The sequence below is a fragment of the Myxococcaceae bacterium genome, from assembly GCA_016000045.1.
Lineage (GTDB): Bacteria > Myxococcota > UBA727 > UBA727 > JABDBI01 > AER2-1.
In genome coordinates this window covers 55,450-81,143 of sequence record JAECQY010000006.1, presented here as the reverse complement: position 1 = coordinate 81,143, position 25,694 = coordinate 55,450, and the positions used below count along the sequence as shown (strand labels likewise).

The window sequence follows — 25,694 nt, the reverse complement described above, 5'->3', positions numbered from 1 at the left end:
TTAGAAGTCCCTTTCTCAAATACGACTTCCCTGATACCCTAGGTGCTTATGATATTCTACCTGATTGCTCCCGTTTTCATTGGATTCATGAGCGTCCTTCAGATTGGCCTCAACAAACAACTCGGTCAACAATACGGCCTATCTCTTGTTTTGGGAATCAATGCGCTCATGATCCTTTTGACCTCGGGTCTTTTGTTTTTTGCAACCTTGTTCTTTGCCTCGCGCTTTGGGCCTTTTCTCGCAGGAGATGGAAGCACGGTTTCTTTCAAACTATGGCATCTATTGCCCGGTCTATTTGGATTTTCCGTCATCTTTGGTTTGCCCTACTGCATGAATCATGTTGGCGCTCTGCCCGTGTTTATCATCTTTGTAACAGCACAGACCATCGCATCGATGCTGTGGGACCTCGGAGTTGAAAAAATGCCTTTTGTTGCCACCAAGCTCCTGGGAGCCATCATCGCCTTGATTGGCGTCTTTCTCGTTGCGCGATGACGCTTTCAAACCGAATCGTTGTCGCAGGAGCAGGGACGGGGAAAACTTATACGCTCGTTGAAACTTATTTAGAAGCGCTTCGAAGGTATCGTCCTCACGAAATACTCGCGATTACCTTCACTCAAAAAGCAGCCTCTGAAATGAAAGCGCGCGTCATCACGCGCGTTAAAGAACTTCAGATCCCAGCAAACGGCCTTTTAAGCGCCCCCATCAGCACATTTCATGCGCTGTGTTCTCAGATTGTCAGCAAGCACTTTGGAAATTTTACGCTCCTGGCTCCGAACGATGATCATCGATTATGTTGCGAGATTGCGGAAAATACAATTTTACAACAGCTCGACGAGAGCCCATTGGAAATCGGCTCTTTGATCGCACGATTTAATCTCCGAGGTTCCCGTGAAAATCCTGGTTTAAGCAAAATATTAGTGCATATTCTACAGCAGATTGAAGAATCAGGCCAAGACCCCCAAAAGCTTCCCTCTCTTCCAGCACGCAGATCCTTCGACACGCTTCTCGACCATCTTCGCCAAGCTTTAAATGCTTTCAAACAGAATCAAACTGTCCGTCAACCCACTGCGCTTCGCCTTGAGAGCATAGAAAAGGCCTATCAGGCACTCATCGCCTGCTCGCTTGATGATGAGATTGCGATCTCTGCCTGCTATCGCGACTTCCGAGAGCTACTCAGCGGTCGATTTGGAAACGATGAGCTTCGCCAAGCGCTTGTCGAGGCTACGGTTGAACTTGGCTCGGCTCTTTGTTGCCATCACACAAAGCCGGATCTCTTATCGCTGAGCCAATTAATCGCTTGTTACAGCCAAAATTTACGTCGACATAAAGTCGAGCAGCGTTCTTTTGGATTTTCAGACCTTTTGGTTTTAGCTCGGGACTATCTTCAAGAACATCCAACGCAGCATAAAATCGTTTTAGTGGATGAGTATCAAGATACGAGCCCGATCCAAGAACAGCTGGTCTCTTTGCTCTCAAAAAGCAAGCCCCTGTTTGTGGTCGGCGACCCCAAGCAAAGCATTTATGGCTTTCGCGGAGCGGATGCTTCCGTCTTTCACCGCGTGCAGGGAACGCGTGATACGCTTCAGAAGTCATACCGCTCTCAAAGCAAAATACTCGAATTCGTGAATTTGATAGCAGCTTCAAGCCTGAAAGAATTCGAGACTGATGAAATGCTACTCCCCCATCGCCCTGCTCTAGACAATGCGGGAGCCATCTGGAAACAGAACTGGGTTGATCGAGTGAGCGAAGTTGTTTCGCATCGCCAACCCAAAGATCTCACGATTCTGGTTCGAAGAATCAAAGCAGCGAGACCTCTTTTAGAAGCTTTAAATTCAGCCGGAATTCCGGCTCGTATTTTTGGAGGCGAAGGTTTTTACGAGCGGCAAGAAATAGCCGATCTCGCGGCCGCACTCATGGTGCTGCTTGAACCTTTTCATCCCTTAGCAAGGCTTATTTTAATGCGCTCTCCCTTGTGGCCATGCACCGATGCCGATCTCTTAGAATGGCACCAAAAATCCTTGCCCCCTGTGTTCGATACGCTCAGGCAATCTCTTGGAGTGCTCAGAGTGTGTGAATTGCTGGACCAACTCATCGAACAGACCAACTATCTGGAAGCAATCGCCCGAGAATCGGATGCCGATCAACGTTATGCGAATATTCAAAAACTTCGTCTGATGTTTATTGATTCTCAACAGAACTACGATGAAAAAATCCGGCTACTCTGGAAAAACATCGGTGAGATACCCAAAGAGAGTCTTGCCGAAGTTTTCGATGAACGGGAAAATTGCATCAACATTATGACCATCCATCAGTCTAAAGGACTCGAGTTCCCCGTTGTGATTCTAGCCGACCTCAATAGCACCGAGCCCTCTAACTTGGATTCGATTCTGTACAACCCGAGCTTTGGCCTAGCCGTCAGCCACAAGAATAGACCGATCGCATTGTGTGCCCCCAAAAGCTCGGAAGAAAAAAAAAGATTCCCCACTCCCATTGACTGGGTTCGCCAAATCAAACGAGCTCAAGCCGAAGAAGAGCAGCCACGCTTATTATACGTGGCTTTAACCCGAGCCAAAGAAGCCATCTATATCCTGGATCCGGAGCAACCAGACCGCGGTCCTTGCTTGATGCGACTCATTCAGCGAGCTCGAAATCGCAATCCTGAGCTCTTCGACGAATTGCTACCAGCTCAATAGATACCCCCCATAATTCGCGACAAAAAAGATGGAATTGGATACCAGATATGGCTATAAGGCCATTCCACTCTCAAGCAACTACCCTGAAAATAAATTTTGGGGCCTCAACCAGATGTCAAGTACTAAATGACAGGCGACAGTGCTTATATCTCCTCTCCATCCTCAGTCCTAGAAAGTGCTGATCTTTTAACAGAATCGTTGGGATAGCCATGATACTCTATCGTGTTATTCTCTGGTATATAGGTCAGTTGAATCGTTAACCCATGTTTATTAGGTAATCCTACAAAAACCACTTCAGTAAAGGTCAAATAATAGTTCGTAGATTGTCCCTTCGCATCGCATATAATTCTAGCAGCATGTAGCGCTATTAACTCTTCGAGCTGAGGGTTTACAACCTCTTTACTGCACGTGAATTTTGTTCCTTGAGGGCCTCCTCCACGGAAATGCTTGCGACCGTGCGTGTCATAACGAAAGGTTGGTCTGCTCCTTGTAATCACATCTACTACGCCATTAATCAGTTGAGTTACAAGTTCATCTCTATCGATGTAGTTATAAATTTCTTCGTTACATTGAGTAATGGCGCTGTCCAAAAACGCATTTGAGAAACCACGCACATTGACGAAGTCAGCAGGCACCAGAGGTTCAACAGGTGGAGAAAGAGCTGCCAGGGCATCATTCAGTCCTCCTAGGGCTCTATACTCCTTGACCTGATGACCAAGGCGTTCACAGTTTTGGAACCACGTCAAATATGCACGTAATGGCTCCATAAAAGGAGTTAATTCGCAGACTGTTGGCCAAGGAAGAGTCACGTCTAATCCTTTGCAATAGAACGAGTAGCTTCCGCTATCAGCACCTCGCTTAGCTAGGGTATTTTTTGCACACATAAGTGATTCTGCAATGGAAAATCCATTCACAAGAAAGTTCTGACAAGTTTCGGAGACAATGCCAAGGATGTCTTCCTCTCTCGGTTCACCAGCAGAACAAACAATTGAGGTAAAGGACCCAAGCAATTTACGAAGAAATTCTTGATCGAAATTACAGCAGCCGAGGATTAATACTCCGGATCGTTGATGCTCAGAAATATTCTCAATCTGCTCTTGAACATCAGGACTGTGCCCACACAACACAACGATGTTGATCCGATTAGTTGGTTCTGAACTACTTGCGCCCGGTTCTTCAACAGAATCAACCTCTTCTGAAAACTTACCTCGCATCGTCGCATTATTTGTAACAAAATTAATACCATTCGATGCACGCCTTGTCTTCTCCCAGCGAGACTGGAGATAACAAACAGACAAACCGCTGGGCACAATACTGAATGGGAGACCGCGCGTATACCAAGCGGTCTCCATTGCAAAGTGTTCAGCAATCATTTCATTATCGCATACTACGTGAAATGATGGGTAGATTTTACTTCTTTCAACAGCATTAAAAATTAATTCTTTAAACTCGCCAAAAGATAACCTAGTACTATAATCAGTATTTCTTTCTTGACACTCTCCTGAGCTATCCCAGAGTTCAAGCGCAAACACAAAACGCTTGTCAGTACCTTCAGCGTGGGTTTCATACAATTGCCTTGCGGTTAACAGGCCAAAGGGACGCATATCTTCCTGACTCATTTCACTCGACAAATGACCACCGAGGCAAAGCATGGTAGCATCCAGGTTGCGCCCATAAAACGAAGCGTTAAGAAAATGTCGGAGAGCACTACTGCTACAGCTTGAATCACACACAACGGACTTTTCAAGAATCTTCAAACCTTGTGCATCACCCTGAGCACGTCTTATTGTTTGTTGACTTAAAAGAGCCACCTCACACGCAACAAGCTCAAAGCAAGAACGATACAACTCGTATTTAGACACCACCCTGTCCCTTCGTAGCTCTAAGGGGAGAGGGTGGCATGTAAAGTTCATGATCGTCCTATCCAGCATTGGTAATGCCAAATGGTGCCAATCGAACTCTAAATTAAATCCGTTCACCGCATAGATCAGCAAAGCGTTTGCCTCGATAGCGCCAAGCTGTATCAGCTGAAGCGGATCGGCTGGGTTAAGCGGATCAAACTCTGATTGGCAAAGCTTATAGCCCTCACAGTTATCTTCGAGTCTCTTAGCCTGATGCTGAAATACATCCGGGTTTTCTTGCGCAAATTGTTTTCGAAGAGCCTTTCCGATCACTGCTACTAAAGTATTGCTAAAGCGCCCTCGGCGTTTTACTTGATCAATCATCAGACTTAACGCATAATTAATTCCATTTTGTTCAATAATTTCATCATATGAAAATTTCACTAAAACATCGCAAGTTTCATTGTATAGATTGTGCGTTCGACAAAATGCTTCAACCCGCGCCATATCTTCAGAAATACTTATTGGTCCAGTTGGAGTCTGAGCAATAGTAGCTCCTGAAAGCAATTGATGATTTCGTTCGAAAAGCCGACAGACCCACTTATTGGCTAGACCTCTTGACTCTTCTTGACGTGTGTAGGGTGGACAAGCGAGTCGTTCTAATGCCAACACCGCGAGTGCGGTTTGCGTTGCCGTTGTTGTAGTTTCGTAGCCTTGTATTCCGGGTGCATAGAGCTGACCAGTAACAGACTCATTGGTGGCTAGTGCAATGCACTTAATCTGACATTCGTAATCACCTTCATGCTGCTTAAAGCTGATACAAATTCTCGATTTCGTTCGATCAAGCGCATTAAAAACAGCTGACAATCGTGAGATAGCTTTTGTATTTTGGAGAGTTACCTCTAGATTTTCTTCGAATATAAGCTTACAGAAACCACCCGGTGGAAACTTGATTTCGCTGAGAGTGGGGAAATTTGCGAGCACCTTACGTCGTTCAGCCTCTTCCTTCGATCTCTGAGCTTCCCTAACAGCCAACTCTCGCACAAAGCGCTCTTCTTCATTGTTAATAGAGCAAAGCGGTTTCGGCTTGTTTCTGTGTTTCAGTAGACTAACGCGATCAAACCGGTTGATATTGGGACATTGATCCCCGCTCTGGCAAAGACCATCCGAATTCGTGATGCATACAGCAGTTTCAGATCGCGATACGGATTTTTCTTCGGACGGTAGCATTCTCATACCAGGTACCTGATAAGATCCGGATTTGATCGGTTGCTCAAGAAGATCGAGTTCAAGTCCCAGAGACGAAAACCCGGTCTTTTTATCGTTTTTTTCTAGTTCTGGTTGGATAGGCTTGTTTTGAAGTTCGTACAATTCCGCCAGCATGTCTTCAGCGGACTCTCCCTCTTTTGCTTCCTCTAAAGAATTTCGAGCCTCCTCAATTTTTTGTTTCAGTTCTTTGATCCGCTCTTGGCGCTCTTTAACACGTTCTTGAAATGTCTTTTCGCGCCTTAGAAGACTTTTATACTCACCCCGTCTTCTCTTAGCCTCTGCCTCTACCTCTTGGGTCTTAATAACGCCTTCTCGCACAATAGAGGCAATCTCTGACAGAGACGGCAACGAAAATAGACTTAGGCTCAAGCCAGAGAAGCTGGGTGGCGAATGAATTACTTTACCTACGCCTTGCAGAGCTTTCCGAAACTCAAACGGACGCGCTAGTGTAAGCTCAGCATAAGAAAACGACGAAAACAAGAAAATCTGTGAAACAACAAAAGCACACTTAATCATTTACGGCTCTCATTGATTGCGTTCGAAGCGTATTCCTTAGACCCTCTAATGACAAGCGTTATAATCACCAACCTGCCCCCAGAAAACGTGAAGTCTTTTTTAATGAGCTTCACACGGCAGACACGCTAAAAACTGAATAGATGGAGACACCAGAAGAACCGATCGTTCCCGCTGGAACGCCATGGCAAGAGAGGTTGGTTACGGTTTCAAGATCAACTCTGTGTTTGGAAACTCGCATACTTCTTGCACTTCACAACCTGAGGCTAACATCGATCCAGAGACCAAAACAGATCGCTTTACTCTAACCGAGCTATATCCATACGTACCACTGAATCCATCTCAGATTTTTAAACCAGCAGTTGTTCAAATATCGTGACGTATCTCGACTTGCATGGGTGCTTGGATTTGATCGATCGATTGACTAACCTATACAAGTGTTTACCAATTCAACTTACGTCTTTACCACCCTGCTTGTACAAGAAAGCACTCCCCTCTGGCTCCAAGAGCACCTTCATCGCCTTCATGCCCACGCGAGTGCTTTAGGCATTCCCATTCCATCTGAACTGTCTTTTCAGTTTCCACCAGGAACGTATTTGGCTCGTATCTCTCTCAGACCTTCTGGTTATCAACTCGAAACTCGGCCCTATCAACCCCAAGACCCAGCGATTTATGCGAATGGCGTTTCTGTTGTGCTGACAAGCGAGATCTCTCCTGGCCCGTACAAGACCGATAACCGTTCCGCCTACCAAAAAGCCTATCGCATCGCTCAAGAGCATCATGCCTTTGAGGCCTTGTTACTGGATCAAGATGGCTTTGTCGTGGATGGCACCAAAAGCAGTCTTCTTCTCATTCAAAACAAAATCGTGACTCTGATCGAAGGGGGTATCGATGGCATCACTCGCCAGCAGCTGGCTCATGACTTATCCAAACAGGGCTACCAAATCTGCAGAAAGAAGCTCAAACCACACGAATTGCAAGGACAGCTGTGGTTAGCAGGAACGGGATTCGGAGCAGTCGCTATCCGATCTCTTCATGTCCTTAAGCCAGACTAGAACCCAAGCCTCAGTCCTGCCTGCAGCTTCCAAGCGTACAGCGAATAACTTCGGAAATCCCAAGTCGTGATGTTCTCGATCCGGTCTTCAATGCGATGCAAGCCAATCAACCCTCGAACCCCACCTTCCATAAAAATGCCGAGCAAAGGGACCGGGTAGTACTCAATTCCAGTAGCGATAGAACCTTCGGGTCCCAGGCCAAAAATGGACGTTTCATTCTGCCGTTTTCCGGTACTTGAACGAGCCTCTGAGTATTCTCTCAAAGCTCCCGTATCGATGATGCCGTTAATGCCTAGCGAAGCCAGTAAATAGGGCGCAATGCGCTGATTCTTAAAGACGATCGGGACCTGGGTCTTCACATCGAGGCCCGTACCGAGCATCACTAAGGAGCTTTCTTGCCTCGGAAAAGAATAAGCCGTATACTGTACGTGGCCTCCTGCGTTCAAATAACGAAACAATGGAACCTCGATGCCGGCTCGATAGGAGGTCGTGGATTCCATCACGGGCATTGTTTTTAATTCTTGGTTTCCTAACCAATGGATCTGCGGATTAAACAAATAACTCATCGTCAGTACGGCGGCAGGGTATATCTGAGAAACAATCGATTCCCTGGGTTTGCTGAGCAAACTCAAATCAATCGGTTTTTCGATCGAATGGTCTTCCAAGACCTCTTTGAAGCGCCGAACATTGGCAGAAAGATCACCCAACCGAATATAGGTATATTCGTCCGGTGAATACATTTTAAAATAGTAATTTTTATCAACCTGTATAAGCCCTCGACCAAAGTCACTCCAGTCACTCAGCTCCCGGTATCTTTTCAACCAATTTTTTTTACCAATCTCAAAGTTCTTCAGGTTAAACCCACCTAACATCACTTTCCACAGATAAACATCCACTTTTCGTTGCTGAGCAGGAAGATCGGCATGCGACTGATAACGAATCGCTCTGGCGACTACCTGTTCCAGAACCGTGGAGTTCAGAACAGGCTCCATGATGTGGAACTGCCGAGTACCTTTTAAAGAGATCCCTTCCGTAATTTCCGGATGCAAAAGCAAGATGGGAATATCTCCCGAGTTGTAGTTCGAAACGATTCTGAGCTGCTCTTCTGTGCTCGCATCGGGTCGTAGTATTTGATATTTATCCTTCAAGCCGTGCTGATCCAAATAACGCGAAAATGTAAGAATCCCGTTTTCAAAATAATTCGAGTACACCACCGTCTTCTCGAAAGGCCCTTTTTGAATGACCTTCAAAATCTCTTTGAATTTACTGGGCTCATCTCCTAAATTGCCGATATCACGTCCTGCACCGGGCGCATTACGAAGCTGCTTTTGGAGCAAGGTGCTATTCATTTTTGCATAAGTTGCATCCAAATTTGGCCGATGCTCCTTAAGAAGCATTCGAAGACGATCGTCATCCAAAGCCATCTCAGCAAAATCCAAGAAAAACTTAAATTGATACGAATCGTAATTCACTTCTCGAATATGACGCTCTTGGGATGGAAACTGGCTGCGATCTTGATTGGGGATTTCGTAGAAGGAAATATAATCTTGAGTCACCGCTTTGAGCTCTTCAACATTGAGTCGCCTGAGCTTGTATTTCTCCAGTGGCAATAGCACCGAATTGAACACAGGGGACGCGATCATCCCCACCGTGAAAACCGCCGGGATGCCAACATAGCCAAAGAGCCCTGCACCCGCAAAGGCCAGCATAATTGGGCTTGCTCCACGAAGAATCATACTTTCGGATAAATACCCTCGTAAGAAGGATGGACCGGGATTGACTTCTGTGTACTTGAGTCGAAATTCTTCTTCATTGAAGGGCAACAACTCTTTACCCGAAACCAAATTCAAAAGCGGTGCCAAGTCATACTCTGCGCTGTAAATAGGAGTTCCTGTGAGCGCTAGAATGCGGTGACATTGGCGAAGCTGAATATAGAGCTGGCTGTAGTCTTGATTCTGCTGCAAATCAACCGATTGAATGAGGCGAAGCAGATTATGCGCTTCATCCATCAACAAAATCGTGTTTGATAAGTCTCGATTCTTCAGTTTCTCCGGCGCGTCGTTGTAGGATACAAATTCGTATCGATTCGGATGAGCCACTCTAAACTGGCTCATCTGATTTCGCCAATGCCCTTCAATAAAGCGAGGGGCAAGAATAATCACTGGCTTATCCTGAAACTGCTCTGCAAAACCAATGGCTAAAAAGGTTTTTCCAGTACCCATATAGTGATTCACCAGAAGACCTTTGATCTCGGGATGCTTCAGCAAATAGTCAATGGGTGCTTGCTGATGAGGCAGTAAAGCAACCGGTGAATAAAACCCAGTAGCTGCCACATGAAACAAAACTAAAAATAAAACGCGCATTTCGTTTCCGTTGCCAAAAATCAGTCTAACGTTCATATTTACTCGAAAGTTGATACAAGATGCCCATCATCAAGCAGCCTACCAACATACTGCTTCCTCCATAACTAACAAGCGGTAGCGTCAGCCCCTTGGTAGGCACCAGACCCATCACAACGAACATATTCAAGATGGCTTGCAAAATCATCAGCGCCGTCATTCCAGCGGCTAAATAACAGTCGAATGAATTCTTAGCTCGCAACGCTGTCAACAAACCAACGATCAAGATCGCTCCAAAACATCCAATCACAAGCAGAATACCCAGGAACCCGAGTTCTTCACCAATCGCCGCCAAAATAAAATCCGTGTGCGCAGCGGGCAAAAAATAAAGTTTGCTTGGACCTCTTCCCAGACCCGCTCCAAACCAAGATCCAGAACCAAACGTCATCAAGCTTTGTACAACTTGATAGCCTCCATCTTGGCGATGCGTCCAGGGGTCCAGAAAAGCCATCACCCGCGCCATTCGATAGGGGCTGGAAGCAATTGCTTGAATCCCAATGGGAATCGCGAACAAGATTCCACCAAATAGATAAGCCACTCGCGCGCCTCCCACAAAAAGCATCATAAAGGTGACAAATGCCACGATGCTGGTTGTTCCAAAATCAGGTTCGAGAAGCAAGAGAACCATGGCGAATCCCGGAAGTACCACGTGGGGAATAATGCCTACTCGAAACGAACTCATCCGCTCACCTTTTTTCGCAAGCGACATCGCCAAATAAACAATCAAAGCGAATTTAAAGACCTCCCCTGCTTGCAATCGAATCACCCCCAGTGAGATCCAACGAGCGGCTCCGCCTGCGGATTTTCCAATACCAGGCACCAAGACCAAGACCAGCAATGCAATCCCGACCCAATAAAATACATACGCATATTTTCGATAAAAATTTGTGTCTATGTACTGTACAAAAATAAACAGAATGAGACCCATTCCGATATAGATCGCCTGCCGCTTGAGATAAAAAAATGAATCGCCAAGACTCATATGGGCCGTGACACCCGAACTTGAATAGACCATCACCAGCCCCAAAAAGATCAAAACGAGCGTGCTGATCAACAAAATTCTAGATCCCATCAAACAACTCCCGGAATCGATTACCTCGATGTTCGAAGTTACGAAACTGATCGTAACTGGCACACGCAGGAGAAAGCAATACAACATCTCCGCTCACAGCTCGTTTTCGAATCTCTTCTGAGGCGACTTCGATCGTTCGACAACCAAGCACTCGCCGATCCTTTTCCCCGAAAGCTTGTTGAATCGTATGCGCATCTTCGCCGATCAGGTACACTTGCTTGACTCGATTTTGCGATGCCTGAACAATCGGAGCGTAACTGGCTCCCTTTCCATGACCTCCCAAAACCAAATGCAAACCCTTTTCAAAGCAAGACAATGCTGCAAGCGTCGACTCTACATTGGTCGCTTTCGAGTCGTTGATCCACAGCACACCATGCTGGGTCCCTAAGATTTCCAAACGATGGGCAATGCCTGGAAAGGAGTCCAATCCTTTCTGAATTGCTTCATTGGAAAGACCCAACACACGAGCTGCTTGGATTGCCGCACACGCATTCTGAGCGTTGTGAGCCCCCAGCAGAGTCTGAGGCAATCGAAGACCTTCCCCTGAAAACGGCCCCGAAATCCGGATGCCTTGTGGCTTCAGAAGCTTAAAGATGCTGCGCTTCACTGCATAGTAAGCTTCCGCTGAAGGATATCGATCCAAATGATCCGGCGTTAAATTGAGCAAAATAGCTACATCAAGTCTCAGTCTAAACAGCGTCTCCAACTGAAAGCTTGAAAGCTCTAATACCGCGAATCGAGGGCTCTCATCGTCCGTAAGCGCCTCACACAACGGTTTTCCTAGATTTCCACCGATAAACGTGCGTGGTTCTACACAGCGAAGGAGATGCCCTAAGAGAGCGGTGGTTGTGGATTTCCCATTGGTCCCCGTAATCCCCACAAAACGACAGTCTTTCAGAGAAGGAAACGCTACGTCGATCTCGTTCAGAATGGGCAATTCAAGGTTGATCGCTTTTTGAACGGCCAAGTGGGTTCGTGGAACCCCAGGTGACAAGACCAGGCTGTCTAGTTCTTGCACCGCTTCCGGCGACAAAGTCCCATTATTGTCATCCAGTAACACGGTAAGCTGACCCATTTTTTTTAAATAGGCCTCCGCTGCCTTTCCAGAGCGGGCGTTCCCGACAATTCCCCATTTCATGGTCATCGCAACTTCAAAGAGGCTAAAGCCAGTAAAGCCAGCATCGCGCTAAAAATCCAGAATCGAACAATGATCCGAGGTTCTGGCCAGCCTAGCAATTCGAAGTGATGGTGGAGCGGGCTCATGCGAAAAATTCGCTTTTTGCGAAGCTTGAACGAAGCGACTTGAAGAATTACGCTCAGCGCTTCGATCAAAAATGCTCCATGCAACAAAGCCGATAAAATCTCATTTTTGGTCAAGATGGCTAAAATTCCTAAAACTCCTCCAAGCGCCAATGAGCCAACATCTCCCATGAAAATAAGCGCTGGGTAAGCATTGTACCAAAGAAAACCAACACCGGCTCCAATCACAGCCGCACAGAATACCGACAGTTCGGAAGCACCAACAACCGGCGCAATGCCTAGATATTTTGCAATATTAAAATCTGCCAGAGTTGTCCCTGCAGAATAGGCTAATAAAAGAAAAACAGAGCAACTGATCAACACGGGGCCTATAGCAAGACCATCCAAGCCGTCTGTTAGATTAACCGCGTTGGAAGTACCCAGTAAAATAAACAACGCAAAAAGAAAAAATACGCCAACAGAAAGCTCTGGGTGAAATTTCTCAAAAGCCACAAACGGAATATTGATTTCAGTCGAAAAGGGCATCGAGCCAGCATTGGAAGCATATACCCACAAAGCAGCAGAGCCGATCAGAAACTGAAAGAACAATTTCCAACGTGCAGCGAGTCCCTCGGAATTTCGATATCTAATTTTGCGATAGTCATCGTAAAACCCGATGGCACCATAGCCGAGCATGACAATCAACAAGATCCAAACCCCAGTATGTGTCAAGTCGGACCACAATAACGTTGAAATCAGCACCGAAAAGAGAATCAAGAGCCCTCCCATCGTGGGTGTTCCTTGTTTTTTGTAATGATCTTCGGGTCCTTCCTTACGAATCTCTTGGCCAAATTTGAAAATTTGCATCTTTCGGATAAACGAAGGAAATAAGAACAAGCTCAAAACCAAGGCTGTTAACGCCGCCATGATGATGCGAAATGACGGGTACCTTAGCACGTTCAAAAAATGAAAAAATACGTGATAAGGGTAGACAAGGTTCAAAAACATGGCGCAAACATAGCATTTTCCCGCTCTTGGCAAAAGAGGTCTTTGCAGTTAAACCACTGTCTATGCATCGGGTCTATGGTACAATGTTCCGTGTGTTCGCCTCTCTGAGGTTAACGGTAGCCGTCCTGTCTGGTATTGGTTTCGCCTTATTTTTTGGAATGTTTTGGGACCAAACATTGACGCTCTCGCAGCATCTTGAATCGATCCAGCGGCCTTGGCTCCGAAAAGCTTTTTTACTTTTCGAAATCAGCGATGTGTTTCATTCGTGGTGGTTTGGAATTTTGGTTCTTCTCTTAGCCCTGAATCTGATTGCCTGCTCCATTGCACGCCTGCCGAAAATTTGGATCGATGCTCGATTTCCAAACAAATATTTACAAAAAAATAAGCTTTCACAACAAAAATCCATCTCAGTCCAAATTCTACCCAAGATAATTTTCCATAAAAACGAAGAAAGTTGGGTAGAGAACGGAATCCAGCATGTCTTTTTTCAGAAACAAGCCTATTCTCGATGCGGAGTCTATCTCATTCATACCGCTCTTCTCTTCATCATGTTTGGTTCCGTTGTGGCGACACAGGCGGGGATCGATGGAACCATGCTCATCTCCGAAGGCGGATTTGAACACCTGGTTCAAGCCCGTGGACCCGGAGGAGCCCTTTTCACTCATGATCTTGAGTTTGTGGTTTCTTGCACCGATTTTCGACTCAAAACCTATGCCGATGGCTCGCCCATGGAATACGAATCCGACTTAGCCATCTACAAAAAAGAAGATTTAAGCAAGCCGATCCTGGCCAAAACGATTCGAGTCAATGATCCTTTGGAGTACCAGGGGTACACTTTCTATCAAGCTTCTTACCAGGCACTGCAAGGGGAGAAACGCGTTCACGTAAAAATAGGTCCCCATGGAGGACCTCTCAACACTTATCAGCTAAAATTGGGCGAATCCGCCCAAGGTATTGAAGCCAAAGAAATTTTTGAAGATTACGCAGGCCTCGGAGGTGCTCTTCAAGTTCGTTACGAAGATAGCGAGTTTGTTGTCTTTCGAAAGTATCCTGAATTTGACTCGTGGGTTCGAAGAGGAGATTTGGATGTAGTTTACCTCGGATTTGACTCGCCCTATGCCACAGGGATCAGCGTCGGAAAAGTCCCGGGAATTTCAGTGGTCTTTCTGGGCTTTGTTCTCCTATTCATCGGCCTCGGCATGGCATTTTGCATGAACCAGAGACGCTACTTCGCTCAAATAAAAGCCCGACCAGATGAGACATTCGAATTGACTCTCGCTGGCGTTTCTTATCGATATCCTGAAGCTTTTGAAAAGGAGTTTAATCATTTTGTTGACCAGCATCGCTCTGTATAATTTATCTGCGCTCTTTTACGCCGCAGCGCTCTTTCAGTTTGCTTTGAATCTCGGTATCAAATCGGAGCGGATCAGACAAATCGCAACGACCGTGGTCGCATCGGGTTTTTTGATTCAAACTCTCGGAATGACTTTTCGCTGGATTGAAGCAGGGCTCATCGAGGTGGAAGCTTACATCCAAGGAGCCGGTGAAATTCTCGAGGGCTATGCCTACTGGCAAGTTCTCACGCAGCATCCTCCCTGGTCTAATCTTTATGAAATCATGGGTTATATGGCCTGGGGACTGGTGTTGGTCTTTTTAGTCTGCGAAATCCAATGGCGCTCACCATTGTTAGGTATTTTTTCTTTATTGCTGGCCCTAACGGCTCTGGGGATCGCAGCATTCTACGCAGGCCCGATTAAGCCTTTAGTACCGGCTCTGAAAAGTTGGTGGATTATGATTCACGTAATCAGCGCCTCCATCGCTTACGCATCGGGGACGGTTGCAGCGATTGCAAGCTTTTTGTATTTGGTTAAAACGCAGAATCCAGGCTCTGAACCAAGACTTCGTCGAGGCGTTTTAGGAACAAGTATGGCCGTTATCTTGGTCCTAGGACGAGGTTTCACGCTCTTCAGCACCCAAGTTTATCAAGTCGAACAAACCGCTGTGCCGGGAGTTGGCTGGATGATGATCACTTACTTGGCCCTGGCATCGGCTGGAATTCTACTGAACAAATCAATGGCCCGATACGCGTATTTTCTAGCACTGGCTGATCTTTTAACGATTCTAGCGCTCCTTTCACTCCACTCACCCATCCATGTCTGGGACTTGGCTTTACTAGCGATCATGGCATTGGGACAATGCTTTGTCGGTCTATCACTCCTGTTTCCCAAGGATCTCGATCGTTTGCTTCCCAGCGTTCGGCAGCTTGACCACATTGCCTATTCAAACGTGCTGGTCGCATTTGCGTTGGTGGCAATCGTCTTGGTGACCGGTGCACTCTGGGCTCACTACGCATGGGGGCGCTACTGGGGTTGGGACCCCAAGGAAACAGGCGCTCTGGTGATTTGGATCACCTACGCACTTTACTTGCACTCTCGTATTGCCTACGGTTGGTCGAAATCTCGTTCAGCAGTCATTGCTGTTTTTGGATTTTTCGTTATCCTGGCAGGCTTTCTAGGGGTTAATCTGGGTTGGTTTGCGGATGGTTTGCATGGTTATGGAAGATCTTAAGCTTGAAAAAGCGCGTTTTATTTTATCGGCACCCTCGGTTGCCTTACTTCCTCAAGACGGCCTTCCTGAGATGGCTGTCGTCGGACGCTCGAATGTAGGAAAATCTTCCTTCTTAAACTACCTTGCCAACCAAAAAACTTTGGCTCGAGTTTCTAAGACGCCAGGGAGAACTCAGGCCTTAAATGTTTTTGAAGCCAGGCTCAAAGATTTGGAGCTGCGAATTCTCGATCTGCCCGGGCTCGGATACGCCCAACTCTCGCTCGAAGAGCGAAGCCGACTTTCGGACTTAATCTCAGATTATCTGAACGATCGGCAACCTCTCAAAATGGTGATTCACTTGCTAGACTGCCGACGCGATCCCATAGCCGAAGATATCCGCCTCAGTAGGCAACTTCGCAGCCACGTTGACCAGTATCAAGCGGTTTTGACCAAAATTGACCAAATTCCGGTCTCAAAACGCAAAGAAGCTCGTTTGAGAATTAGCCAAGCGCTCCAAATCTCAGTCGATGACTGCCTCACTGTTTCGGCTCATTCCAATTTAGGACGTTTTGAGATCCTCGAAACGATTTACGGGCTCATGGCCCCGGGCCGTAAGCCGAATCTATATTCAATCTAATTTTTTGAGATAAAGTTTTTGTTTTTTTACTGCATAAGTAAATACCCTAAAAATAATCATAAAAAAAATAATTGCAGTTCCAGTAATCAAAAAACATGCTCCAGTTAAAACAAGAATCGGATAGTCAACCAACATTCCATATTGATCCACATAGCTCATATTTTCTCCAACTAGCAGAAGTATGATCCCAATCAAAGCCAAGAGCACAAAATAGAAAAACTTTTTCATTTAAAATCCACACCAAGAAGCTTGTTGCCCAACTCTGGTTCCATGACAATGACATCTGGAAACTGTGGAGCCAGCAGGAAGATATGAACAAGTATTAGGAACTTCAGCACAATATCCTGAATCATATCCGAGACAATGACACCTTTGCGGGCATGTCTGCCAAAGATACCCTCCTAGACCAGAGCTCCAAGCAGTGCAACGACTCCAGTCTTCAAAGCAATCGGCTTTGGTCATACTGACCATCTCAGATACCATGAAAACCGTTCCTAGAGCACCTGCAGCAATAGCATTGATCAGCATCATTTTTGAATGCTCATTTCGATCGAGAGCTGACGCATGCAAGCTTACTGTTAAAAATATTAAAACACAGATTTTAATTTTAGGCTCCTTTGAAATCAAAAATACCTCTCTCTTCTAATAGTTGAATGATCTAGTCAAGCCGATGGTCCCAGGCTTGCTTGGCTCTCTTGTACGGAGCTCTCGAGTCACTGTGGCCTTGGATACATCAGCAACTTTTTGATACTGCGCATTTGAGATCTCACCGCGAGCAAGAATAAATGATCACTTTCACCTGTCGTTCTGGAAGGCCTAATGCGCTGAAGAACCCGCGTTTTATCCGGAGCTGGAGCCATATGGCGTAGGCAAAAAGACTTGGAAACGACTGCCATGCTCCGCCCGGATGTTTGCATTGACATTCCATTGGGGACCGAGTTCCAATACCGAAGTAACGCAGAAGAAGATTTGGTCTTTACACGCTTCACACTGCCTTGTTGGTCTGATCCAGAAGAGTCTACACCGGTGAGCAATGGAGTTTGGAAGCCAATGGTTTCATGAACTCGAAGATAATTTCCCGGTAAGCTTTTTATAACTTGCCGTCCCAAACAGTTTCATATTTTCCTTTGAAACTATGCCACTTTGTGCTACAATAGCAGAAAATCCGTCATGAGGATCTTAAAAACAAAACTTTTCCAACGATGGGCACAAGACAGAGAAAGAGGAATTGAAAGCTTATGCCAAACTACTGTTTGCATTGGATGAAACACAAATCAAACACGCGCTGCAAGCAGGTCAATTAATAGAGGTGCAACCATGAATATGACAATCACAGAGGTAATTCATCAATCAGTCAAGGGTCTGTATGACATTGACCTAGTGGACTCCAAAACAATGCGCACATTCGATGTCATGTGCTTACCAGCTATTCGCGATTTGAGTCCAACTGAAATCAAGCAAATTCGAATTAAAGAAAAGTTAAGCCAACCTGTTTTTGCAAAATATCTGAATGCGAGTGCTTCCACTGTGAAAAAATGGGAGACGGGTGAGAAGCACCCTGCAGGACCAGCACTTAAACTGTTAAACATAGTTGCGGCGAAAGGACTAGAGGCTCTTCTTTGAATTTGCTTTAAAAGAACTGTTCTGGGCGCAAAACAATCGAAACATCTTCTACAAAATCTCGCCTCTTCCATTTGGCAACCGTCTTAACGTTCAGACAGTATCGGCTTGCAAGCGCTGCTAGGCTCGTCTGGAACTAAACACCTAGTCAAATCGAACTGCAAGCCGAACCAAACTTCCTCGAACTTCGCGGATCAGATCGTCGATCCTCTCGATGCCAAAACCCTGAGTCAAAATCGGCTCTCCAAAAGTCACCCGAACAGTTTGACTCGGACACACTCTGATCGAATCGGCTCGCATCACGTTATCGGCTCCTTCGATCCAAACCGGCAAGATCGGAGTTCCAAGAGACAAGGCGACATGAAAGCCTCCTTTTTTAAAAGGCAAAAGCTCCCCTGAAATGCTCCGAGTTCCCTCTGGCGCGATCCAAACACTGATTCCTTCTTGAAGCCTTGTTTTAGCCTCCTCCAACTGCTGTTTCGCAATTTTGAGATTCTTTCGATCAATGGGGATAAACCCCGCTTGCGACATCGCGCCTCCTAAGAAAGGCACTCGGAACAGAATCTGCTTCGCGACCATTCGAAGAATCGACGGGAACGCACAAAGAAGCACAGGGATATCCATCATAGATGCATGGTTTGACATCAGCACATAGGACTGCTTAGGCTGAATATGCTCCAGCCCATTGACTTCCAGCCGAGTATGAGTCGCTTGCAGCAAGCGTTCCGAAAAACGTCGAACGTGTTTTTCAGACTCCTGCAAACTTAGGCTTCGTAGTTTTGATTCAGCCACACAATAAAAAGACTCCGACAACGCTATCCAAGCCATCTTGAAAGCATACCAATAACTTGGCTTTAGGCCACGGAACCTTTGCGGTTCAAAAACGATCGGTGGCATCGATCAACGCTCCTCGAATTCCGTCTTCACTCGCAGAGTGCCCTGCATCCGGCACAATTATCAGCTGAGCCTTTGGCCAAGCTTTGGATAGATCATAAGCGCTTCGAACGGGACAGCACAAATCGTATCGACCTTGCACAATGACTCCTGGAATATGCGCCATTCGATCCATATTTTTCAGAATCCAACCATCTTCTTTGAAAAATCCTTGATGCGAGAAGTAGTGATTCTCGATGCGTGCAAATGCGTTTGAAAATTCATCTTCACCAAAATGAGCCGCAAAATCGGAATCGGGTATGAGCTTAGCCGTCCGCCCTTCCCAGAGGCTCCAGGCACGAGCCGCTTCCGCAACGATATTCGCATCAGGGCTATTTAAACGCCTGTGATACGCTTCAAGAAGATTGCTCCGTTCTTCGATCGGGATCGGCTTTAGAAAATCATCCCAATAGTCTGGGAACAATTCGCTGGCTCCAAATTGATAGAACCATTGAATTTCAGAACGCCTGAGCAAAAAGATCCCACGCAAAATCAGTCCGAGAACACGATCAGAGTGGGTCAAAGCATAGGTCAACGAAAGGGTACTCCCCCAAGAACCTCCAAATACCGTCCACTGTTCTATTCCCAATTTCGTACGAATCGTCTCGATATCTTGAACCAAGTCCCAAGTCGTATTTTGCTCGAGGCAAGAGAAGGGTTTGGATTGACCACATCCGCGCTGATCAAACAAAATCACACGCCATTTGTTGGGGTCAAAATAGCGCCGATTTTTAGCATCGATTCCCCCTCCGGGTCCTCCGTGCAAAAAAACAATTGGCTTGCCATTCGGGTTCCCTGCCTGCTCCACGTAAAGTGTATGAAGCTCCGAAACTTGCAATCTAAACGAATCGAAGGGCTCAATCTCGGGATACAATTCTTTCATGAGCTCTTGCTAGCCGACTTGTCGCAACTTGGAAACGCTATGCTATCAATGATCCTGCGAGAAGTATTCAAGCAAGCTGGGATAACCTTGGCTCATGAATCCTCTTTGCGATCCAGAAATTGGTACATTTCTAAAAGGATGTTATGTTGAAGCGGAGCACCGACGGCTGATATGGGTGTCGTTGGACTGCTAGGTCGAGTAAGAGGTGTCGAACTTCTAGAAGTACTCGAAGCTTGTTCTAGCGAAATGCTAGCCAGCGGGTTCATTTCAGTTGGGTACTGAAGCACCATATCAAGAAGCTCTAGATCCAAATCGCTTTTAGGAAACACCGCTTCGGTATTTGGATTAACCGGAAGAAGTTCAAGCGCCCGGTCATCAACACTCGGTTGGAATAAGCCAGGGATTGGGTCGACACTTCTGACCGAAATCGTTCTGAAAAAATGAGTATATATACTCTTCATACGTTTGCTAAAATCATAAAGGCTTTTAATCATTAAAAGATAATCTGTTGCAGTAATAATCGATTCTGTGACTACGCGGACAGATTGCTGGGTATCCGAAGATCCTGCTTTGGAAGCAACCGTTTGAATCACGAGAGCAAGCGCCTGAGATCCAGCGACAGTAGCATAAAAAATTTGTTCATATCGATGCTTGGCTGGGTGTAACAAAATAATTAATAGGCCATACGTACTATATACACTAGCCGCTGTATCCAATAATAGGCCACAATTCTCCTGCAGCGCTTGGTATGATTTGAGGGCTCCTACTGAAGTCGACATAAGCACTTCCACCAACATGAACCACTGATACCCTGGACGATAGTCTTCAAACAGCAAACCGTTTCGAGCCACAAAACCACGAAACCCATCCGAAGCATCAACCCATTTTCCTTGGTCTTCACTCCAAGACGCATGAAAAAATTGGGGTAAGAAACGAAGGCCGAATAATCCAGCGCCCAAAGTACAGGCTCCCACGGATAAGGCAGCTACTGCTTGTTGAATGGAATCCCCATCACGCAGCAATGATACAGCTGAAGTGATGGTAGGGCTTAAGAAGATCATCGCAGGAAGAATCAGAACCCCAGGGTAATGTACCTTCTCAAAACCTATCCGCATTGCTGTTAAGCTAAGTATTGCACTGATCCCACCGAACACAATCCAATTTCCGACAACAGCACCATAATGATATTCGAGGTCATCATCGCCAATCGATATTTGACTCGGGCTGTCTTGCCAACTCAGAGAACCTTGATCGGGACGACCAGCATCGTTGCAGGATACGATACCCAACGTCAAAAACGTCCTAGAAGTTTGGGACAACTGAGTTACTCCAACCGCTGAAACTGCATTGATCACGCTGGACGTGGTAGCAATAGCTTGACTCGCTTTAGTCACCGGAGGTGGAAGTGCGGGAGGTTCAAAAGGAACGATAAAGCTCATGGATACAGCAAGCTTTGACACCGGTAAAAAGCAAGCTTCGTTGGGTTGGACAGCCCATGCAGCGAATATAGAAACGAAACTAAAAATAACGATCAGCAATTTCATACAAATTTAGACGATCCACTCAAATTAAGAGCCATGAGGAATAGATCCGAAATGAATAAACGTCAAATTAGGTGCTTAGAATGATCAGCGTACGCAACGGATGTAGCAGTTTGGATCAACCGCTTCTGCAAGCGCGCGGCCACTACCGAAAAAAATATACCAGACTATCGCACTGTTCTGTGGCAACGGAGTGGACGTGAAGGTACAAGCCGCTGGAGTCTCAGGAAAAGCATCTGAATCGATCATGGGTAAGCCAGAAAGTTGACTAATATCAATATTGAGAATCGTAGATAACTCTCGAATTGTTGGAAAACGCCACACCTGTCCCCCAATTGTTAGATTATTGCAGTAACTTTTCCCAGAAGTCCAAGTATACCTTATCTGAGTGGCTATCCGTTGCCAAACTAGTCCAGTGCTCAAGTCCTTGACCTGAACACTGGCATTTACAAGCAGCATACCAGCCTCATCAACATATCGTTCTGAGGTGCTTTGCTTGCTTACACTCGATCGAACACAGCGAATATTACCTCCACCAATTGTCGAACAACTACTGCCGTAGCCCTGACTACAGATCTTTCCAGGATAATACACAGACGGACCAAAACTGATGTACCAAGCCGAATCATCAATACCTACATAGGGTTCTGAGGACCAGTAATAGTTATCAGGAGTTCCGGGGAATGCCGTGCTCTCAATGGCAACATTGCCTGAAACAGTATAGTCCAGAAGTGTTTGAAGTTCGAGAAGTGTCGGCAACCTCCAATCCGCATATCCGCCCTTCACTAAGTTCGCGCAATAAGCCTGAGCCGAACCTGAAGGTGCGGAAGCGTTCCAAAAATAGGTCGAACCGGATACTTGTTGCTCCCACATAAGCCCAGTGAAGTCATCCGTCACGATGCCATTGGGACTCGCGCCAGAAATATAGTAACGCGCTGTTTGATGGGTAGCGTCTTCGTAGGCAAGTGGAGACCACATGCCGTTGTTGGCAGAAGAAGAATTAAAAATACAACGAACGATGTCTGAGTAACCTATGTAATAGTGGCCATTAACGATTCCATTAGCAAAATTAACGTAGTAACTGAGACCGGTTGCAGCACCCCATTGAGAGGAAACGGCATACGTCGATGAAGAAGTTTCTGGAAAAATGCTTGTATTAACACTTGGAAGACTCACAGCATAGTCCACTAACGTCGCAAGCTCTTTGACACTAGGCAATCTCCAAGACCCAGCTCCTTGCGATGCAATGGCTAGATTTTGACAATACGATTGAGCTGACCCAATCGATTGCGATGAATTCCATTCAAGCGAAGAACTGCTTTGAGCCCTTTGCCAAATCAATCCTGTTTTTTGATCTTTCACTTGAATACTCTGAGCGGATAATACCCCTCCATTCTGGTCAGTATATCGATCGACTGGACGATTATTACTCCCACGTACGCAACGGATAGCATTCGCTTCAGCTATCTTGTCATAGCCCACATATCCTAGGCCATAATATCCAAAGTAAATAGACCATGAGTTTTCAGGAATGCTTTCTGTTGGAACAGACGTCCAGAAATTGCTTGATGAAGTCCCTGGAAACACCACCTCATTGATACTAATGCGCGATGTCGCATCATAATTTAGCAATGACACCAGTTCGATATTGGTCGGTAATCTCCAGCAGCCTAGACCGTGCTTAACCAAACCAGCACAATATGACGAAGCGTTTTCCCAAGTCATCGCTGTTGTCGCAGACCTTTGTTCCCATATAAGCCCAGTGAACGTATCCGTCACAACGGCTTCGGTCCCATTCCCAGCAACGATATATCGCTCCCTTTGATGGGTAGCATCCGCGTAAGCTTCAGAAGCCCAAACAGAGTCTCTCACACACCAAACAGGGTTGGTATTCCCAACAACTGGCTCACACTCCACCAAAGCATGATGACTGAAACTCACGATCCAGCCCTGTCCTTCAGCACCTGAGCACGGAGTTGAGGTCCAGAAGAAATCCGATGCTGGAGCGGGAAAAGCGGTGGAGTTTATCGCTGGGCTATACGAATCATAGTTAATAAGACTCGTTAACTCTTTCACCGTAGGCATTCGCCAATTGGACGCACCCAGTTTAAGCGTTTCGCAATATGCCTGAGCCGAGCCCAAAGCACCTGAAGAACTCCAATTGACGTATGCAGAATTCCAGGATCGTTCCCAGATTAGACCCGTCAGAACGTCTCGAACTTGCATGCTTTGATTGCTCAAAGATAACCCATTTTCGTCCACATACCGATTTAGCAAAACGATGGAATCCCCTCGGACACATCGAGCTACTTTCGAGTTATCACCCGTATCGGACGATATTTGAGCCAACAGAAAATCAATGACCCAGTAGTATCCACTGTTGCCTGCATCCCGGATAGACGTCCAGGTTTGATTGGCGGAAGTATTCGGGAACGTTGTGCTATCAATAGCTGGACCTGGGCTGCCAATCGTATAGTCGACCAAAGATTGCAACTCCGTTACCGATGGCAGTCTCCAGTCGCTGTAACCCGCTGTTGACAATGAAGAACAATAGCTTTCAGCAACCGTCCATATCATGGGAGTTTTAGAAACATCTCTTTCCCAGAGAAGCCCTGTCCACAGATCATTCACCACAGAGAAAGTTGGATCTACGAGATACCGAGCCGCTTGGCTCGATGAATCTGCGTGGAGATTCATCAAACAAACAGGGTAGACTGTTTGAGATTTCGACAAAGACCGACTTGCTGTTTTCAGGCTAGTTTCACTCTCAGTTAGGCTTGCGCCATCACTGTCACTCGATGTTTGTGAAACGCTGAGGGCATCCGTGAGGCTGCCTGAGCAAGATGGGGTGAAAGAAGGTGCTTGGCTGTGCGTATTGGAGATATTTTTGCTTGCTGTCAGGGTTTGATTAGGCGATTTACTTGGGCTTAACGTTTGAATAAGGGTATCGGAAAGCGTCAATCGCCCTGTTTCTGTTGGGCTCTGCGAGAGCGTACACGTTTGAACTTTTTCAAACAAATGAATCTCAAACTGCTCCTGCTTCTGAGCAATGGTTCGCGTCCAATCGCCCAATAAGTTTGCCAATAAAATATGACTTTGAGTAATTTGAGTCGTATATTCATATGGCAAACGAACAGGCGAATTGAATTGCTGTGTTTCATTCACGAATACAATCGCCACAGGAGTCATATCACAACCTACTTGACGAATGGTTTTGTTGTCAAAAAATACAGAGCAATTGCCCGCAAAATAACCCGCGTAACCAGGCATATTTTTAATACTCGGCGCCATGTAAGCCAATAGAGCACTCATGGCGGCTGCGGCTGCCTGCGCTCCTAGGTTTGGATCAGGCTCTTGGTCGGAAATAAGTAATCCAAATAGCTGTCGAGCCTTCAAGTTTTCTACGTTGCTGTAAATGAACGATTCCGCTGAAACCGGTTTCCATGCGATTAAAATGGCGAACATAGTGGCAAAAAATTTCATCGAGGAACCAAAACTTGACTCAGTAGAAAACAATCTGTAGCTAGATCTTTGTTATGCCAAAGTCAAATCGTCCCTAAGCCAGACACATACTTGATACCGATACTACGTACGTTGTTCATTTGCATACAAACGCATTCGTGCCCTGCCCAAATCATAGCAATCACTGCAACAAAATTCCGTGAAAACAGGCATCGCTATTGGAAGCCATCTACAGAATAGCCAAGCGATTTTTTTGCCGCTTCATGAGGTCCGGATCCAACAAATGAGTGGCTTGCACGTTTTTAAGCGCATGAAGCATGACTTGCCGAACATCTGGGATTTTTTGTTCGAGCTCCTGAAGCAATTCACTCATGGCTTCGCGCTTAAGCCCTTCTTGCGAACCACACAAATTGCATGGCAAGATTGGGTACTCTGTGCGCTTAGCGTGCCAAATGATTTCTTTTTCCGAGCACTCGATCAAAGGGCGAATGACTTCGAATCGGCCATCGTCCGTTCGATAACTTGCAGGCATCGCTTGCAGCTTCCCTGCGTAAAATAAGTTCAATAATAGGGTCTCCAGCGCATCGTCCCGATGGTGCCCCAAAGCGATTTTGTTACACCCCAAACGCTCAGCCGTTGCATAAAGAATTCCACGTCTTAAACGCGAGCAAAGCGAGCAATAGGTCCCACCTTCTTTGGTTTTTTCAACCACAACCGAGTAAGTATCTTGCTGAACTATTTGAAACGGGATTCCAGAATTCTCAAGCCAAGTTCGCAAAGGCGCTCCGTCGTAACCTGGCTGCATCTGGTCCAAATGGACCACAGTCATTTGAAAGTCAAAAGGCGCGCGTTTTCGTGCCTGCCATAAAAAATCAGCGAGTGTATAGCTGTCTTTGCCTCCTGAGACAGCTACCAGAATGTGATCATCGGCTTGGATAAGCTGATAATCGCAGAGGGTCTTTACCATCTGCCTCAGCAATTT

Annotated in this window: 19 protein-coding genes; 7 read left to right on the top strand and 12 right to left on the bottom strand. The window is 46.1% G+C overall.

Going from position 1 to position 25,694, the window contains the following annotated elements; genetic code table 11:
* Window positions 1-48: 48 nt before the first annotated feature.
* Window positions 49-492, top strand: a complete 444-nt coding sequence (locus tag I8H75_04475; GenBank protein MBH2006579.1) for a DMT family transporter — start codon at window positions 49-51, stop codon at window positions 490-492.
* Window positions 489-2,693, top strand: coding sequence for a UvrD-helicase domain-containing protein (locus I8H75_04470; GenBank protein ID MBH2006578.1), 2,205 nt, complete (start codon window positions 489-491; stop codon window positions 2,691-2,693). The genes I8H75_04475 and I8H75_04470 overlap by 4 nt, the downstream gene beginning before the upstream one ends.
* Before the next feature lie 143 nt (window positions 2,694-2,836).
* Here I8H75_04470 and I8H75_04465 read toward each other — a convergent pair whose 3' ends face one another.
* On the bottom strand, window positions 2,837-6,319 hold the full coding sequence (locus I8H75_04465; protein MBH2006577.1) for a hypothetical protein: 3,483 nt from the start codon (window positions 6,317-6,319) through the stop codon (window positions 2,837-2,839).
* 434 nt (window positions 6,320-6,753) lie between these two features.
* Here I8H75_04465 and I8H75_04460 point away from each other — a divergent pair, with 434 nt between their 5' ends.
* Window positions 6,754-7,371 carry an aminotransferase class IV gene (locus I8H75_04460; GenBank protein MBH2006576.1) on the top strand — a complete coding sequence of 206 codons (618 nt, stop codon included), beginning with the start codon at window positions 6,754-6,756 and terminating at the stop codon, window positions 7,369-7,371.
* Here I8H75_04460 and I8H75_04455 read toward each other — a convergent pair.
* Genes I8H75_04455 through I8H75_04440 form a run of 4 tightly spaced genes read right to left on the bottom strand, consistent with a single transcriptional unit; the run spans window position 7,368 to window position 13,089 of the window.
* Window positions 7,368-9,770 carry a hypothetical protein gene (locus I8H75_04455; protein ID MBH2006575.1) on the bottom strand — a complete coding sequence of 801 codons (2,403 nt, stop codon included), beginning with the start codon at window positions 9,768-9,770 and terminating at the stop codon, window positions 7,368-7,370. The two genes, I8H75_04460 and I8H75_04455, sit on opposite strands and share 4 nt — an antisense overlap.
* Entirely contained in the window at window positions 9,760-10,842 is a 1,083-nt protein-coding gene (ftsW, locus tag I8H75_04450; GenBank protein ID MBH2006574.1) for a putative lipid II flippase FtsW, read from the bottom strand. Before ftsW ends, I8H75_04455 begins: the two co-directional genes overlap by 11 nt.
* A complete protein-coding gene (locus I8H75_04445) occupies window positions 10,832-11,980 on the bottom strand; it encodes a UDP-N-acetylmuramoyl-L-alanine--D-glutamate ligase (protein MBH2006573.1) in 1,149 nt (382 codons plus the stop codon). The genes ftsW and I8H75_04445 overlap by 11 nt, the downstream gene beginning before the upstream one ends.
* Before the next feature lie 2 nt (window positions 11,981-11,982).
* Complete coding sequence (locus tag I8H75_04440) at window positions 11,983-13,089, bottom strand: phospho-N-acetylmuramoyl-pentapeptide-transferase (protein MBH2006572.1); 1,107 nt, start codon at window positions 13,087-13,089, stop codon at window positions 11,983-11,985.
* A gap of 62 nt (window positions 13,090-13,151) precedes the next feature.
* Here I8H75_04440 and I8H75_04435 point away from each other — a divergent pair, with 62 nt between their 5' ends.
* Genes I8H75_04435 through ysxC form a run of 3 tightly spaced genes read left to right on the top strand, consistent with a single transcriptional unit; the run spans window position 13,152 to window position 16,273 of the window.
* Window positions 13,152-14,444 carry a cytochrome c biogenesis protein ResB gene (locus tag I8H75_04435; protein MBH2006571.1) on the top strand — a complete coding sequence of 431 codons (1,293 nt, stop codon included), beginning with the start codon at window positions 13,152-13,154 and terminating at the stop codon, window positions 14,442-14,444.
* The gene (gene ccsB, locus I8H75_04430; GenBank protein ID MBH2006570.1) at window positions 14,398-15,657 is read left to right on the top strand and encodes a c-type cytochrome biogenesis protein CcsB; all 1,260 of its coding nucleotides are present in this window, start codon (window positions 14,398-14,400) and stop codon (window positions 15,655-15,657) included. Before I8H75_04435 ends, ccsB begins: the two co-directional genes overlap by 47 nt.
* Entirely contained in the window at window positions 15,644-16,273 is a 630-nt protein-coding gene (gene ysxC / locus I8H75_04425; GenBank protein MBH2006569.1) for a ribosome biogenesis GTP-binding protein YsxC, read from the top strand. The genes ccsB and ysxC overlap by 14 nt, the downstream gene beginning before the upstream one ends.
* Here the strand turns inward: ysxC and I8H75_04420 are convergent.
* Window positions 16,265-16,501 (bottom strand): DUF3955 domain-containing protein, encoded by a 237-nt coding sequence (locus tag I8H75_04420; GenBank protein MBH2006568.1) that lies wholly within the window; start codon window positions 16,499-16,501, stop codon window positions 16,265-16,267. The two genes, ysxC and I8H75_04420, sit on opposite strands and share 9 nt — an antisense overlap.
* Window positions 16,502-16,804, bottom strand: a complete 303-nt coding sequence (locus I8H75_04415; protein ID MBH2006567.1) for a hypothetical protein — start codon at window positions 16,802-16,804, stop codon at window positions 16,502-16,504.
* Between the two features lie 786 nt (window positions 16,805-17,590).
* Between I8H75_04415 and I8H75_04410 the strand changes: the two genes are divergently transcribed.
* Window positions 17,591-17,896 carry a DNA-binding transcriptional regulator gene (locus I8H75_04410; protein ID MBH2006566.1) on the top strand — a complete coding sequence of 102 codons (306 nt, stop codon included), beginning with the start codon at window positions 17,591-17,593 and terminating at the stop codon, window positions 17,894-17,896.
* 141 nt (window positions 17,897-18,037) lie between these two features.
* Here the strand turns inward: I8H75_04410 and I8H75_04405 are convergent, their stop codons facing one another.
* The 5 genes from I8H75_04405 to ttcA form a co-directional block, all read right to left on the bottom strand.
* Window positions 18,038-18,790 carry a 1-acyl-sn-glycerol-3-phosphate acyltransferase gene (locus I8H75_04405; GenBank protein MBH2006565.1) on the bottom strand — a complete coding sequence of 251 codons (753 nt, stop codon included), beginning with the start codon at window positions 18,788-18,790 and terminating at the stop codon, window positions 18,038-18,040.
* Complete coding sequence (gene pip / locus I8H75_04400; GenBank protein ID MBH2006564.1) at window positions 18,771-19,709, bottom strand: prolyl aminopeptidase; 939 nt, start codon at window positions 19,707-19,709, stop codon at window positions 18,771-18,773. Before pip ends, I8H75_04405 begins: the two co-directional genes overlap by 20 nt.
* 92 nt (window positions 19,710-19,801) lie before the next feature.
* Window positions 19,802-21,253, bottom strand: coding sequence for a hypothetical protein (locus I8H75_04395; protein ID MBH2006563.1), 1,452 nt, complete (start codon window positions 21,251-21,253; stop codon window positions 19,802-19,804).
* An 84-nt stretch (window positions 21,254-21,337) separates the two neighbouring features.
* Window positions 21,338-24,733 carry a DUF1566 domain-containing protein gene (locus I8H75_04390; protein MBH2006562.1) on the bottom strand — a complete coding sequence of 1,132 codons (3,396 nt, stop codon included), beginning with the start codon at window positions 24,731-24,733 and terminating at the stop codon, window positions 21,338-21,340.
* A gap of 208 nt (window positions 24,734-24,941) precedes the next feature.
* Window positions 24,942-25,679 (bottom strand): tRNA 2-thiocytidine(32) synthetase TtcA, encoded by a 738-nt coding sequence (gene ttcA, locus I8H75_04385; protein MBH2006561.1) that lies wholly within the window; start codon window positions 25,677-25,679, stop codon window positions 24,942-24,944.
* Window positions 25,680-25,694 lie beyond the last annotated feature (15 nt).